Source organism: Acetoanaerobium noterae, assembly GCF_900168025.1.
Taxonomy (GTDB): domain Bacteria; phylum Bacillota; class Clostridia; order Peptostreptococcales; family Filifactoraceae; genus Acetoanaerobium; species Acetoanaerobium noterae.
Map to the genome: position 1 here is coordinate 385,552 of NZ_FUYN01000002.1, position 14,002 is coordinate 399,553.

A 14,002-nucleotide genomic window follows, 5' to 3' on the forward strand; every position below is an offset into this window, starting at 1 on the left:
AATTTTGTAAATTTTGAGGAGGATGTTATGAAAGTATCTGTTGTTATGGGATCTGTATCTGATTTTGATTCACTAAAGGAAATGCTGGATTTTTTCAAAGAAATGGACATCGAGGTGAGTCTTAGAGCGCTATCTGCTCACAGAACACCAGGAGAGCTTATAGAATATCTTACAGAAATGGAAAATGAAGTTGAAGTATTCATAGCAGCAGCAGGAAAAGCAGCTCACCTTCCGGGAGTAGTAGCATCAAAAACCTTAAAGCCAGTTATAGGTATTCCAGTAAAAGCTTCAACCCTTGATGGACTAGATGCACTACTTTCAATAGTTCAGATGCCAAAGGGTGTACCAGTAGCGACAGTTGCAATAGACGGTTCACTTAACGCAGGAATTCTTGCGGCTCAGATTATAGCGCTTAAGGATGAAAAAACAGCTGCAAAATTAAAAGAATACAAAAACAAAATGAGACTAGAGGTACTTTCTAAAGAACAAGATCTATTAAAAAGCAAAGGATACTAAAATCCTATAATTACGAAATTGAGCGAGATTATTAATCTTTTAAACTATATTTTAAAATTATAATACTGGAGGAATATATTATGAAAATGTTATATGAAGGAAAAGCTAAACAGGTATTTTTAACAGAAAATCCAAATGAGTATATAGTTCACTATAAAGACGATGCAACAGCATTTAACGGAGAGAAAAAAGACCAGCTTGCAGGAAAAGGACAGCTTAACAATGCGATATCTAGTCACATTTTCACTATGCTTAATGAAAAAGGCATCAAAACTCACTTCATAAAGCAAATCGACGAAAGAGATATGCTAGTAAAAAAAGTAACTATTCTTCCACTAGAGGTTATAATTAGAAATATAAGCGCAGGATCTATGGCGAAAAGATTAGACCTAAAAGAAGGTATTGCATTTGAAACTCCAATCTTTGAATTCTGCTACAAGAGAGATGACCTAGGTGATCCACTAATTAACGATGATCATGCTATTGCACTAGGAATAGTTACTAGAGAAGAAGTAGAGTTTATAAAGCAAGAGACATTTAAAATAAATGAAATTCTTAAAGATTTTTTTATGAAAGCAAATCTAAAGCTTGTTGATTTCAAAATCGAATATGGAAAAACAGAAGACGGTGAGATTATCCTTGCAGATGAGATTTCTCCTGATACTTGCAGATTATGGGATAAGGATACAGATAAAAAGCTTGATAAGGATAGATTTAGAAGAGATTTAGGTTCTGTTATTGAAGGTTACCAAGAAGTATTAGAAAGGATTAAATAATTATGTGCGGAATCGTAGGGGTATATTCTAACGAACCAGTAGTAAGAGATTTATTTTATGCACTCAACACTCTTCAGCATAGAGGACAGGAAAGCTGCGGAATAGCAGTTTCAGATGACAAAGATATCAGCTGTCATAAAGGAATGGGACTAGTTCAAGAGGTATTTAGAGAAGAAAATATTCAAAATATGAACGGCAATATAGGAATAGGACATGTACGCTACTCTACAGCAGGAGGAAGCTACGAATATAACACTCAGCCACTGCTTGGATTTTCAAAAGGCAAGAGAATAGCAATCGCTCATAATGGAAACTTAATAAACAATCAACTACTTAAGACAAGGCTAGAAGAAGATGGAATGATGTTCCAGACTACTATAGATTCAGAGGTTATTCTTTATCTTATATCTAGATACTACAACGGAAATATGCTAGATGCAGTTAAAAAAACTATGGATCTTATAAAAGGAGCGTACTCTCTTGTAGTAATGCTAAAAGACAAAATGGTAGCAGTAAGAGACCCATACGGCTTTAGACCACTAGTTATGGGAAGACGTGGAGATGACTATATTTTCGCTTCGGAAACAGGGGTAATAGATGTACTAGGTGGAGAATATATCAGAGATTTAGAGCCTGGAGAGATAGTAATAGTAAAGGACAATAAAATGGAGTCCCATATGTACGAACACAAGGCTCCTATGTCGACTTGTATATTTGAGCATATTTATTTTGCTAGACCAGATGCAACAATAGATGGACTAAATGCTTACTCATTCAGAGTAAAAACAGGAGAAATCTTAGCAAAGGAAAGCCCAGTCGATGCAGATGTAATTGTTCCAGTTCCGGACTCAGGCTGGCCAGGAGCTATAGGTTTTTCAAGTAAATCTGGCATCCCTATAATGGAAGGGCTAGTAAAAAATCGCTACATGGGAAGAACCTTTATCAAGCCGACTCAAAGAGAGCGTGAAATAGCAGTAAAACTAAAGCTAAACCCTATAGTAGACGTAGTAAAAGGCAAAAAAGTAGTCCTGGTTGATGACTCAATAGTAAGAGGAACTACTTCTAAAAGACTAATAGAGAGCCTAAGAGCAGCAGGAGCAAAAGAGGTTCATATGAGAATCACATCTCCTCCAGTTACTCATTCATGCTACTTTGGAATAGATACTCCTAGAAGAAAAAACTTAATAGCAGCTCACAGTACAGTGCAGGAAATCTGTGACAATATAGGCGCTGATTCACTAGGCTTTATATCTATAGATGCCCTAAGAGAAGCGGCAGGACCAGAGTTCAAATTTTGCAAGGCTTGCTTTGATGGAAAGTATCCGCTTGACCCTTGCGTACTATAAATAATATTAAAAATACCCATTAAAAAATTGGAGGATATCATGGAAAAGTTAACCTATGCAGCATCAGGAGTCGATATTGACGAAGGCAATCGCGCCGTACAGCTAATGAAAAGCAAGGTAGCATCTACCTACACTAGCGCAGTGGTAGGAGATTTGGGAGCTTTTTCTGGAGGATTTTCATTAAAAGATTTTAAGCATATGGAGGAACCTGTGTTACTTGCGGCTACAGACGGTGTGGGAACAAAGCTCATCATAGCTCAGATGATGGACAAGCACCACAGCGTAGGGCAAGACCTAGTTGCTATGTGTGTCAATGACCTTATTTGCCAAGGTGCAAAGCCACTATTTTTCCTAGATTATGTAGCTACAGGCAAAGTAAATGCAGAAAAAATAGCAAACATAGTTGGCGGAATAGCTGACGGCTGTAAGATGGCAGACTGCTCGCTAATAGGTGGAGAAACTGCAGAAATGCCTGATATGTACACAGAAGATGAATATGATTTAGCTGGGTTTGCAGTAGGAATAGCGGACAAAGCAAAAATTTTAGATGGTTCTAGAGTAAAAGAAGGAGATGTAGTTATAGGACTTGCATCTAGTGGACTTCACAGTAATGGCTACTCCCTGGCTAGAAAGCTTTTCTTTGACCATTTAGGACTAAATATAAATGATAAGATAAATACTAGCATCAGAACTATAGGTGACTTACTGCTAGTACCTACTAAAATCTACGTAAAAACGATTATGGACATATTAGAAAAATATGACATCAAGGCTATAGCTCATATCACAGGTGGAGGACTCCTTGAAAACGTACCTAGAGTACTGCCAGATGACCTAGATGTATACATCAACAAAGGCTCATGGAATATGCCAGAGATATACAAAGAAATTCTAGCTCTAGACAAAATAGAAGAAAAAGAACTCTACAAAAGCTTTAACATGGGTATAGGAATGGTAGTAGTAGTAAACAAGGAAGAAGCAAAAACTATACTTGACCACATCAATGAAAATAGCTGGGACGACGCTTTTATCATCGGAACTGTAGAAAAAGGCAGTAAAAAGGTGATTTTAAATGGAAACATCTAAAGACCAGATGCAAAAATTAAAGCTAGCAGTTTTAGTTTCTGGCTCAGGAACAAATCTTCAGTCTCTTATTGATGCCCAGAAGGAAGGCTACTTTAATTCTGAAATAGCACTAGTCGTATCAAATAAAGCCTCTGCCTATGGACTGACAAGAGCTGAAAATGCTGAGATAAAAGCGCTAGTTATAAAGTCAGATAAGGAGCTGCTAGATACTCTGCTAGAAAATGAAATCGACCTAATAGTACTAGCTGGATATCTAAAAGTAATCAGCCCAGAGCTTATAAATGCTTACGAAAATAAAATAATAAACATCCATCCATCCCTGCTTCCAGAATATGGAGGTCATGGGATGTATGGGCTACATGTTCACGAAAAAGTATTTGCTGACAAAAAAGACCAAACAGGAGCTACAGTGCACTATGTGACAGCTCAGGTAGATGAAGGACCGATTATAATTCAGAAAAAACTAAGAGTAGACTACGATGTAATTAAATCTCCTGAAGAGCTTCAGCGAGCAGTTCTTATAATTGAACATGAAATATTAAAAGAAGCTATCAAAATAGTTGAAACTTAAACATAAATATTAAATAATTATTTAAAATAAAACAACTTATTAATGAACAATATCCTAATGAAAAACTTAAATATAATAAAAAATGTTATTTAAAAAAAACAAATCTTAATAATTAAGTTTATAATTTTATATATAAAGTTATAAGCTGTTTAACTCTTGGAAATAAGTAAGCTGTGTTAATTTATATAAATCTATATCAAAAATTTAAAATACACAATGAGGTGAGATATGAAGGCTCTAATAAGTGTAACTGACAAGACCGGAATTGCAGACTTTGCCCTTGGACTAGAAAAATTTGGCTATGAAATAGTATCTACTGGTGGAACTTTGAAAGTTTTACTAGACGCTGGAGTAAAAGCTATATCAATAGATGAGCTTACTGGATTTCCAGAAATGCTAGACGGAAGAGTGAAGACCCTTCACCCAAAGGTTCATGGAGGAATCCTACATATCAGAGCAAATGAAACCCATGTAGCTACAGTAAAAGAGCATGGAATCGACCCGATAGACATGGTAGTAGTAAACCTATACGACTTCGAAGGCACCCTAAAATCAGGCAAGCCTCACGATGAAATAGTAGAAAATATAGATATCGGCGGCCCATCTATGATTAGATCAGCTGCTAAAAACTATAAAGATGTAGCAGTAGTAACTGACCCAAAAGATTATGAAGAAATATTAGAAAGACTATCAAATAAAACCCTAGATGAAGCCTACAAAAGAAAACTAGCTTACAAAGCCTTCTCGCTTACTGGATACTACGATGCCATGATAGGCAGATATTTTGCTGGGCTAGAAAATGAAATCTTCCCAGAAAGAACAGCTATAGGCTTACTAAAGGAATCATCTCTTCGCTACGGAGAAAACCCTCACCAAAACGCAGCAGTTTATGAGGATGCTATGACTACTAGCCTTATGACAGGTATGACTCAGCTTCATGGCAAGGAGCTTTCATTTAACAACCTAAACGACCTAAACACTGCGCTAGAGCTAGCTAGTGAATTTGAAGAGCCAGCTGTAGCAGTAATCAAACATGCAACTCCGTGTGCAGCAGCTATAGGAGGCACTATCTATGAAGCCTTTGTAAGAGCTTATGAGGCCGACAAAGTTTCAATATATGGCGGAATAGTAGCTATGAACAAAGAAATGGATGCAGAAACGGCAACTGCCATGGATGAAATCTTCTTAGAAATAGTTGCCGCACCTTCATATAGTGAGCAGGCCCTAGAAATACTTAAGAAAAAGAAAAATCTAAGAATCTTAGTTATAAACTTTAACAATAAAAAATCAGCCCTTGATGTAAAATTCACTAGCGGAAAAGTATTAATCCAAGAAACAGACAATCTAAACTACGAAAAGCTAGAGACAGTTACAACTACTGCTCCTACTAAGGCTCAGCTAGATGATTTGAAATTTGCCATGATAGTATGTAAACATGTGAAATCTAATGCTATAGTAATAGCAAAGGATGGTGCAACGGTAGCTATCAGTGGTGGACAGACATCTAGAATCTGGGCACTTCAAAATGCAATCAGAAATAACCCAGACAAAGACTTTACAGGATGCAGTCTAGCATCTGATGCATTCTTCCCATTTGATGACTGTGTGACCTTGTCAGCAGAGCATGGCATAGCGGCTATCATGCAGCCAGGTGGAGCAGGAAGAGATCAAGATAGCATAGATGCCTGCAACAAATCAGGAATAGCCATGGTATTTACAGGAACTCGTCACTTTAAGCACTAGAATAAGAAAGCCCATTTATGCAAAAATTAGTGTCAATGGGCACTTATAACCTTGTTATATTCACAATAAAAACAGGAGGATAACTTATGAATATCCTAGTAATCGGGGGCGGAGCTAGAGAGCACGCTATCATCTACAAATTAAGTCAAAGTAGCAGAGCAGGAAAAATCTACGCAGCTCCAGGCAATGCAGGAATAGCTGAGCTAGCAAAATGCATAGACATTTCAGCAACAGATGTAGAGGGCTTAGTAGAATTTGCAAAAAATAACAGCATAGACCTTGTAATAGTTGGACCAGAGGATCCTCTTTGCATGGGAGTAGTAGATAGACTCACAGCAGAGGGGATAAAGGTTTTTGGACCAGAAAAAGCTTCAGCTCAGCTAGAGGGTAGCAAAGCCTTTGCAAAAGAGTTCATGCTAAGAAATGGCATACCTACAGCTAGATACATAAAAACTTCAGATATAAATCAAGCTATGCAGGCATTTGAAATGATGTTTACTAGCTCACCTTACGGCAAGGCAGTAATAAAAGCTGATGGACTCTGCGCAGGCAAAGGTGTAGTAGTAGCTGAGAGCCTAGAGCAAGGCTTTGAATTTATAACTGAGGTACTGACAAATAGAATATTTGGAGAAACTGAGCTAGTACTAGAAGAATACATCGAAGGCATCGAGGCATCCCTGCTTTGCTTTGTAGACCATAACACTATAGTGGCTATGCCTACAGCAAAAGACCATAAGAGAATCTACGAAGCTGAAAGAGGTCCAAACACCGGTGGAATGGGAACTTACTCGCCAAATCCTATAGCCCTAGCCTATCATGATGAGATGATAAAAGAGGTAGCTAAGGCATATCATAAGGGACTACAAAAAGAAGGGCTTAGCTATAGAGGAATCATATTCTTTGGCTTCATGATTACTCCAGAGGGTATCAAGGTACTGGAATTTAACACTAGATTCGGAGATCCAGAAACTCAGTCCATATTAGTTAGATTAGAGACGGATTTACTAGAGATATTTGACATGGCAACCCAGGATAAACTAAATGAACTGGATATAAAGTGGAGCGATAATCAGGCAGTAACCTTAGTTCTAGCATCAAAAGGCTATCCAGGAGCGTATGAAAAAGGAAAGCCTATAACTATTAAAGATAAAGCAAAGTTAGATAATCTAGGAGTAGTATTTCACGCAGGAACAAAGCTTGATTGTGATACGCCTGTGACAAATGGCGGAAGAGTGCTTAGCCTTACAGCAAAAGCCCCTACTCTAGATGAAGCTATGGCAAAAGCATATAAAATGGCAGAGCTTATTGATTTTGAAGGAAAAACCTACAGGAAGGATATCGGACCTATGGTAAAAAGAATCTATGTTCAGAAAAAAGCTGAGTTTGACATTGAAGGAGCTTCACTTGCAGCCCAGATTAAGGAAAGCCTAGGAATACACCTAGACTCAGTAAGTCCATATCAGCGCTATGATATGCAAAACATAACTATAGATGAGATAAACAAAATATCAAAAACCATCCTCAGCGAGCCGCCTGTAGATGATATATATATACAAGAAGAGGCATTTGAAACTGAAAAATCTATGACTAGCCCTATAGTTGTAGAGCTTCATAGAGGACAGTACGACCAAAGAGAAGATGGCCTACTTCAATCATTAGCAGTAGTGCTAGGAAAAGAAGATGTAAAAATAAGATGTGCGAGAGTTTATGACATCAAAGGGAAAGTTACAGCTGAAGAGCTGGAAAAAATTAAAGCCTACCTTATCAACCCAGTAGACCAGCAAGAAGGCAGTATGAAGCTTCCAAATCTATTAGAAGACGAGCAGCCTATCATCCAGACAAAAGCTGTGATAGATGGCTTTATAGCTATGGATGAGTCAGCTCTGTCAGATTTTCATGCAAAAAACGGCCTAGCTATGAAGCTAGAGGACCTAAAATATTTCCAAGACTATTTCAAAACTAAAGAAAATCGAGACCCTAGTGAAGTAGAGCTTGCAATGGTAGATACTTACTGGTCGGATCACTGCAGACATACTACATTTAACACAGTGCTAGAAAACGTAAGCTTTATATCCTCAGCAAATAAAGCTATTCAGCTAGCAGTGCTTCAGGCATACAAGGACTACCTAGACCTAAGAGAAAAAGCCCATAACAACGAAAAGCCACTCACTCTTATGGACATGGCTACCATCATGGCTAGATACATGAGAAAAAATGGCCAGCTAGATGACCTAGAAGTATCTGATGAAATCAATGCTTGCTCAGTAAAAATAAAAGTAAAAGTAAACGGTGAAGACCAAGATTACCTATTGATGTTCAAAAACGAAACTCACAACCACCCTACAGAGATAGAGCCTTTTGGTGGAGCATCTACTTGCCTAGGTGGAGCAATAAGAGACCCATTATCTGGACGTTCATATGTATATCAGGCTATGAGAGTTACAGGCTCAGCAGACCCTAGAGAAGCAATAAGCGAAACTCTAGAGGGAAAACTGCCACAGAGAAAAATCACTCAAGAAGCAGCTAAAGGCTACAGTGCATATGGAAACCAAATAGGACTTTGCACAGGCTTTGTAGATGAAGTGTATCATCCAGGTTTCAAAGCAAAGAGAATGGAAGTAGGAGCAGTAATAGGAGCGGCTCCTGCAGAAAACGTAATACGTAAACAGCCAGAATCTGGCGACATCATAGTATTAATCGGCGGAAGAACAGGAAGAGATGGAGTAGGTGGAGCTACAGGCTCGTCAAAAGAGCAAACAGAAAAATCCATCGAGCTATCCTCTGCAGAAGTCCAAAAAGGTAATGCACCATCTGAGCGTAAACTTCAAAGACTATTTAGAAACCCAAAAGCAGCTTCTCTTATCAAAAAGTGTAATGACTTTGGAGCAGGTGGAGTATCAGTAGCAATAGGAGAGCTAGCAGATGGACTAGATATCAAGCTAGATAAAGTTCCATTAAAATACGCTGGACTTACACCAAAAGAAATAGCAATCTCAGAATCACAAGAGCGTATGGCTTGTGTTATATCGCCAGCTGATTTAGATGCATTTATGAAGCTGTGCCATGAGGAAAACATAGAAGCTACAGTAGTAGCTACAGTAACAGATACAAATAGACTAGTTATGACTTATAACGATGAAGTCATGGTAGATATAGATAGAACCTTCCTAGATAGTGCAGGAGTTACCTCGTCTCAAGAAGTAGAAGTAGAAATCCCTTACACTCTAGATATGTTTGCAGAGACAGAAATTAAAGATATAGAATCAGAGCTAAAATCTAGACTAGCAGACCTAAATGTATGTAGCAAAAAAGGTCTGATTCAAAGATTTGACAACACTATAGGAGCGGCTAGTGTGCTGATTCCTCTAGGTGGAGATTATCAGCTTACACCAGCTCAAGGTATGGCATGCAATATTCCATCTCTAGATGGAGATACCTCTACTGCTTCAGTTATGACCTATGGCTACAACCCATATCTTTCTGAGCAAAGTCCATTTCATGGAGCTTACTATGCAGTGATAGAGTCAGTGAGCAAGATAGCAGCCCTAGGAGCACCAGTAGAAAAAACTAGATTATCATTCCAGGAATACTTTGAAAAGCTAGGCGAAGATAAGCGTAAATGGGGTAAGCCTCTATCAGCCCTTATAGGAGCATTAAAAGTACAAAGAGAGCTGAGCCTTCCTGCTATAGGGGGCAAGGACTCTATGTCAGGCACCTACAAAGACCTAAATGTACCACCTACCTTGATATCATTTGCAGTATCATATCAAGACAGCGAAAAAATCATATCACAGGAGCTAAAAGAAGCAGGAAACACCATAGGCTTACTTTTCACTCCAGCTACAGAGGACAATCTGCTTGATATGGAAATGTACAAAGACAACCTAAATACACTAAAAGCTCTAGCCTTAGAGAATAAAATAAAATCAGCCTATGCTGTTACGCATGAAGGTATATTAGCTGGACTAACTAAAATGGCCTTTGGAAACAACCTAGGAGTAAATCTAAATGCAGATTTAAAAGCAGATATGCTGTTTAAACCTCTATACGGCTCATTTGTAGTAGAGCTAGCTGAGGAAGATGCAAGAGTTATGACACTAGGAAAAGTAGAAAAATCTCCAGTTCTAAAAGTAGGAGCTAGTGTAGCCATAGAGCTAAAAGACCTTCAGGCTACCTATGAAGAGCCACTCGAGTCTGTATTTGGAACCAAAAATCCAGCTCAAGAAACAGTAAAAACTGTATTTGAAGCTCAGTCAAAGCTAGAGCTAAAACCTAGTAAAGCAAAAATGAGTATTGCTCAGCCAAAGGTAGTAATCCCAGTATTCCCAGGAACAAACTGCGAATATGACAGTGCCTTTGCATTTGATAAAGCTGGTGCAAAAGCAACCATTCAGGTCCTTAGAAACTTAACCCTAAAAGATATAGATGAATCTCTAAAGGAACTAGAGAAAACCATCAGAGAATCTCAGATTCTTATGATACCTGGAGGCTTTAGCTTAGGGGATGAGCCAGATGGCTCAGGTAAATTCATAGCGGCAGTGCTTAGCTCGCCTAGAATCAGCGATGCAATAGCTCAGCTACTAGAAAAAAATGACGGTCTGATACTTGGAGTTTGTAACGGCTTCCAAGCACTTATAAAAACTGGACTTCTTCCATACGGAGAGATTAAGACACTTGATTCAGATGCACCTACACTTACTCATAACGCTATAGGAAGACATATGGCTCAGTTTATAAAAACAAAGGTAGTAGCTACAAACTCACCTTGGACTAGCCTATTAACTGAAGGAGATATCCATCAGATACCAGTATCTCATGGAGAAGGTAGACTAATCGGAAGTGAAGCAGTTATAAAACAGCTGTATGACAACCATCAGGTAGCCTTCCAGTATGTAGATGACTCTGGAAATCCTACGATGAAGCTACCATACAACCCAAACGGCTCTTACGGAGCAATAGAAGGGCTAGTAAGCCCATGTGGCAGAATCCTAGGAAAAATGGGACATACAGAAAGGGTTCAAAAAGGCCTCTTCAACAACTACAAAATAACTTCAAAACAACTACTATTTGAAGGCGGCGTAACCTACTACAAATAAATCAAAAATCATTAGGGACGGTTCTTTTTGATTTCCTCGCAGGAATCAAAAGGGACGGTTCTTTTTGATTCTAAAAAAATTAAGAAAACAATAAAATTAAATGAGAGTGGTCAAAAAGAACCGTCCCTCGTGATTTTAATGGGAGTGGTCAAAAAGAACCGTCCCTCATGATTTGTGGCTAAACTGTGATTTTGTGATATGAAATATGGTATAATATAACTAAATAGTAATTATTTAGGAAGGATGATAATATGCCTACTATAAGTATGTTTTATGGAATAATTATTAGAATGTATTGTGCTCCAGAAGAACATAATCCTCCTCATTTTCATGCATATTACGGAGAACATGTGGCGATTATTGATATAAATTCATGTGAATTAAAAGAAGGGTTTTTACCAAAGAAGCAATTAAAACTAGTATTGGCATGGGCAGAACTTCGTCAAGAAGATTTATTAGCAGATTGGAAACTTGCAATGAATAGTGAACTTCCTTTTAAAATTGAACCACTAAAATAGGAGGAGTAATAATGTATATATCTGTTAAATCAGTGAGACCTTTAAGTGAATATCAATTACTTTTAACTTTTGAAAATGGTGAAAAAAAAATATTTGATATGAAACCATATTTGGATAAAGGAATTTATAAAGAACTAAAAGATGAAAATAAATTTAAAACAGTAAGAATTTCTTTTGATAGTATAGAATGGTGTAATAAAGCAGATATTGATCCAGAATTTTTATATGAAAAAAGTAAAAAAATTACTGAACAGTAAAAAAGGACTGTCGGGAAATAACCACTTTCTAAAAAAGCGACGTTTGTCGCTTTTTTTAGTTCTCAAAAAAAGTAAAAAAAAGCAGCAAATTAATGCAACCTCTTTTACATTATATTGAGGGAATCAATAGGGACGAATCAATAGGGACGGTTCTTTTTGATTCTAAAAAATTTAAGAAAACAATAAAATTAAATGAGAGTGGTCAAAAAGAACCGTCCCTCATGATTTGAAGAAAATAATAAAATTAAATGAAAGTGGTCAAAAAGAACCGTCCCTCATGATTTTTAGTTTGAAATTAACATAAATTAAACATATAATAAAATTTATAAGACTATTGATTGAAAATTATGATAATATGGTAGAAAAGTTTTCAATGGTTTGCAAAATCAATAGTAATAGTTTAAGCTATATATTATAACTTAATGATATTTAACTAAGTCTTGGGGAGGTCTTCTATGGGATTTTTTGGTGGTAGCAAGATTACGGACGAACATATCAGGGCATCTAGGGAAATTAAAAAAAGAAATTTAACTCAAATGATACCTAGTGAGCTTGGAGAATTTGCTCAAAACATCAATAGCTTTATAACTGATATCAGAGCTAATCTAGGTCAGTTTTATGCACTTTCACAAAAAATGTCAGAAGAATCAGAGGTGCTTTCTAGTAGTCTAGAAGAAGCCAATGAAACCTTTGCTATGGTAGACAAAAGAGTAGATGATTTTGCTGAACAAATGAATCGACGAAGTGAGAGAATATCTGAGCTTAAGGAATCTTTAGAGCAGTTTGTAGAGAGTTCAAAAGAATCTGAAACAGGAGCCAAGGAAGTAACTGATGCATTAAGCCAAATGCATGATGCAATCATACATGGAAAAGAAGATTTCCTAAAAGTAGTAAAGCTTTTAAACACTACAAAAGATACTGGACTGGATTTGGCAGGAAACATGACCTCACTTGCAGGTGAAATAAAAAATATTAATAAAATAATAGAAGAAGTACAAAGCATAGCAAACAAAACAAATCTACTTTCGCTAAACGCTTCAATAGAGGCAGCTAGAGCAGGAGAATCAGGAAGAGGTTTTGCTGTTGTAGCTCAGGAAATTGGAAAGCTTGCTATGCAGTCTCAAGAAGCCGTAGAAAAAATTGACTCTACACTCACGGATTTGGCAGCTAGAATCATAAACATAACAGAAAATGTAACCACAGAGATGAACCATGTAGAGCAAGAGGCAAAAGTTGCTGATAACTCTATAGCATCAATGCAGCTCATAGATGAGGAAGCCAAAAAAGCAGCCTCAAAAATGAAAAATCTAGAAAGAAACACTCAGATTCAGAAAAAGCTAGGAGAAAAAGTTGAGCTTGTATCTGCGGATTTTATTCAGCTTATGGAGGATGTAACTAGCCTGTCTGAAGATATGAGAGCAGGAAGCCAGAATTACTATGCAAAGTCTCAAAACATCACAGCTATGCTATTAGAAACAGAAAAAAGAACTCAGGAAATTTTTGGCTTTATTCGTTCATATACTGAGAGTCTACCTCTTACTGATAAAATGAAAACCTGCATAGCAAATGCCAAGTCAGCACTTGCAAATAAGCAGACAGACACTTCTCTTTTAAAAAGAGAAAATAATAAAGTAGCAAGAGAAGAGCTAAAAAAATTGGCAAAAGCCTATCCATCATTTGAAGTAATCTGTATACTAGATGCTAGTGGATTAAGCTTAGTGTCGAGCATTGATGAAGAAGACTACAAACTTAACTTCTCTCATGCAGAGTATTTTAAATCAGCTATTGCAGGAAATACTTATGAATCAAAGCCATACATATCTACAGATACAGGGAACTACTGCGTTGCAGTATCTCTTCCGATAAAAGAAAATGGTCAAATAGTTGGGGTAATAATGGCGGACGTATCACTCGCTTAAATCAAGAATCAATAGGGAATCAATATAAATCAATAGGGACGGTTCTTATTGATTCTAGCTCTAATAATCGATTTCAAAATGAAATAAAATTAAAACAGAGTGGTCAAAAAGAACCGTCCCTTTTGATTCTCCATTTTGATTCTCTTCTGATTCGAAAAATAAAATAAAAAGGAA

10 protein-coding genes are annotated in these 14,002 nt (G+C 37.1%); all 10 read left to right on the forward strand.

Annotation, left to right across the window (positions count from 1 at the left end; translation table 11 throughout):
- The first annotated feature begins 27 nt into the window (after positions 1-27).
- The 10 genes from purE (at position 28) to B5X47_RS05450 (ending at position 13,828) form a co-directional block, all read left to right on the forward strand.
- The gene (gene purE / locus B5X47_RS05405; RefSeq protein WP_079589172.1) at positions 28-516 is read left to right on the forward strand and encodes a 5-(carboxyamino)imidazole ribonucleotide mutase; all 489 of its coding nucleotides are present in this window, start codon (positions 28-30) and stop codon (positions 514-516) included.
- An 80-nt stretch (positions 517-596) separates the two neighbouring features.
- The gene (purC, locus tag B5X47_RS05410) at positions 597-1,292 is read left to right on the forward strand and encodes a phosphoribosylaminoimidazolesuccinocarboxamide synthase (RefSeq protein WP_013360557.1); all 696 of its coding nucleotides are present in this window, start codon (positions 597-599) and stop codon (positions 1,290-1,292) included.
- A 2-nt stretch (positions 1,293-1,294) separates the two neighbouring features.
- Positions 1,295-2,638, forward strand: coding sequence for an amidophosphoribosyltransferase (gene purF / locus B5X47_RS05415; protein WP_013360558.1), 1,344 nt, complete (start codon positions 1,295-1,297; stop codon positions 2,636-2,638).
- Positions 2,639-2,677: 39 nt separating this feature from the next.
- Positions 2,678-3,724, forward strand: a complete 1,047-nt coding sequence (gene purM / locus B5X47_RS05420; protein WP_200805086.1) for a phosphoribosylformylglycinamidine cyclo-ligase — start codon at positions 2,678-2,680, stop codon at positions 3,722-3,724.
- Entirely contained in the window at positions 3,711-4,295 is a 585-nt protein-coding gene (gene purN / locus B5X47_RS05425) for a phosphoribosylglycinamide formyltransferase (protein WP_242951006.1), read from the forward strand. Before purM ends, purN begins: the two co-directional genes overlap by 14 nt.
- Before the next feature lie 228 nt (positions 4,296-4,523).
- Positions 4,524-6,038, forward strand: a complete 1,515-nt coding sequence (purH, locus tag B5X47_RS05430; RefSeq protein WP_079589174.1) for a bifunctional phosphoribosylaminoimidazolecarboxamide formyltransferase/IMP cyclohydrolase — start codon at positions 4,524-4,526, stop codon at positions 6,036-6,038.
- Positions 6,039-6,124: 86 nt separating this feature from the next.
- Positions 6,125-11,134 carry a phosphoribosylformylglycinamidine synthase gene (locus B5X47_RS05435; protein WP_079589175.1) on the forward strand — a complete coding sequence of 1,670 codons (5,010 nt, stop codon included), beginning with the start codon at positions 6,125-6,127 and terminating at the stop codon, positions 11,132-11,134.
- 251 nt (positions 11,135-11,385) lie between these two features.
- Positions 11,386-11,652 (forward strand): DUF4160 domain-containing protein, encoded by a 267-nt coding sequence (locus B5X47_RS05440; RefSeq protein WP_079589176.1) that lies wholly within the window; start codon positions 11,386-11,388, stop codon positions 11,650-11,652.
- Positions 11,653-11,663: 11 nt separating this feature from the next.
- Positions 11,664-11,909 (forward strand): DUF2442 domain-containing protein, encoded by a 246-nt coding sequence (locus B5X47_RS05445; RefSeq protein ID WP_079589177.1) that lies wholly within the window; start codon positions 11,664-11,666, stop codon positions 11,907-11,909.
- Positions 11,910-12,364: 455 nt separating this feature from the next.
- Positions 12,365-13,828 (forward strand): methyl-accepting chemotaxis protein, encoded by a 1,464-nt coding sequence (locus B5X47_RS05450; RefSeq protein ID WP_079589178.1) that lies wholly within the window; start codon positions 12,365-12,367, stop codon positions 13,826-13,828.
- The last annotated feature ends 174 nt before the right edge of the window (positions 13,829-14,002 follow it).

What these genes read in the sequence shown, in the direction of transcription:
- purN (WP_242951006.1), top strand. Translation starts at nt 3,711, where the DNA reads ATGGAAACATCTAAAGACCAGATGCAAAAATTAAAGCTAGCAGTTTTA.
- purM (WP_200805086.1), top strand. Translation starts at nt 2,678, where the DNA reads ATGGAAAAGTTAACCTATGCAGCATCAGGAGTCGATATTGACGAAGGC.
- B5X47_RS05440 (WP_079589176.1), top strand. Translation starts at nt 11,386, where the DNA reads ATGCCTACTATAAGTATGTTTTATGGAATAATTATTAGAATGTATTGT.
- purH (WP_079589174.1), top strand. Translation starts at nt 4,524, where the DNA reads ATGAAGGCTCTAATAAGTGTAACTGACAAGACCGGAATTGCAGACTTT.
- purF (WP_013360558.1), top strand. Translation starts at nt 1,295, where the DNA reads ATGTGCGGAATCGTAGGGGTATATTCTAACGAACCAGTAGTAAGAGAT.
- B5X47_RS05445 (WP_079589177.1), top strand. Translation starts at nt 11,664, where the DNA reads ATGTATATATCTGTTAAATCAGTGAGACCTTTAAGTGAATATCAATTA.
- purC (WP_013360557.1), top strand. Translation starts at nt 597, where the DNA reads ATGAAAATGTTATATGAAGGAAAAGCTAAACAGGTATTTTTAACAGAA.
- B5X47_RS05435 (WP_079589175.1), top strand. Translation starts at nt 6,125, where the DNA reads ATGAATATCCTAGTAATCGGGGGCGGAGCTAGAGAGCACGCTATCATC.
- B5X47_RS05450 (WP_079589178.1), top strand. Translation starts at nt 12,365, where the DNA reads ATGGGATTTTTTGGTGGTAGCAAGATTACGGACGAACATATCAGGGCA.
- purE (WP_079589172.1), top strand. Translation starts at nt 28, where the DNA reads ATGAAAGTATCTGTTGTTATGGGATCTGTATCTGATTTTGATTCACTA.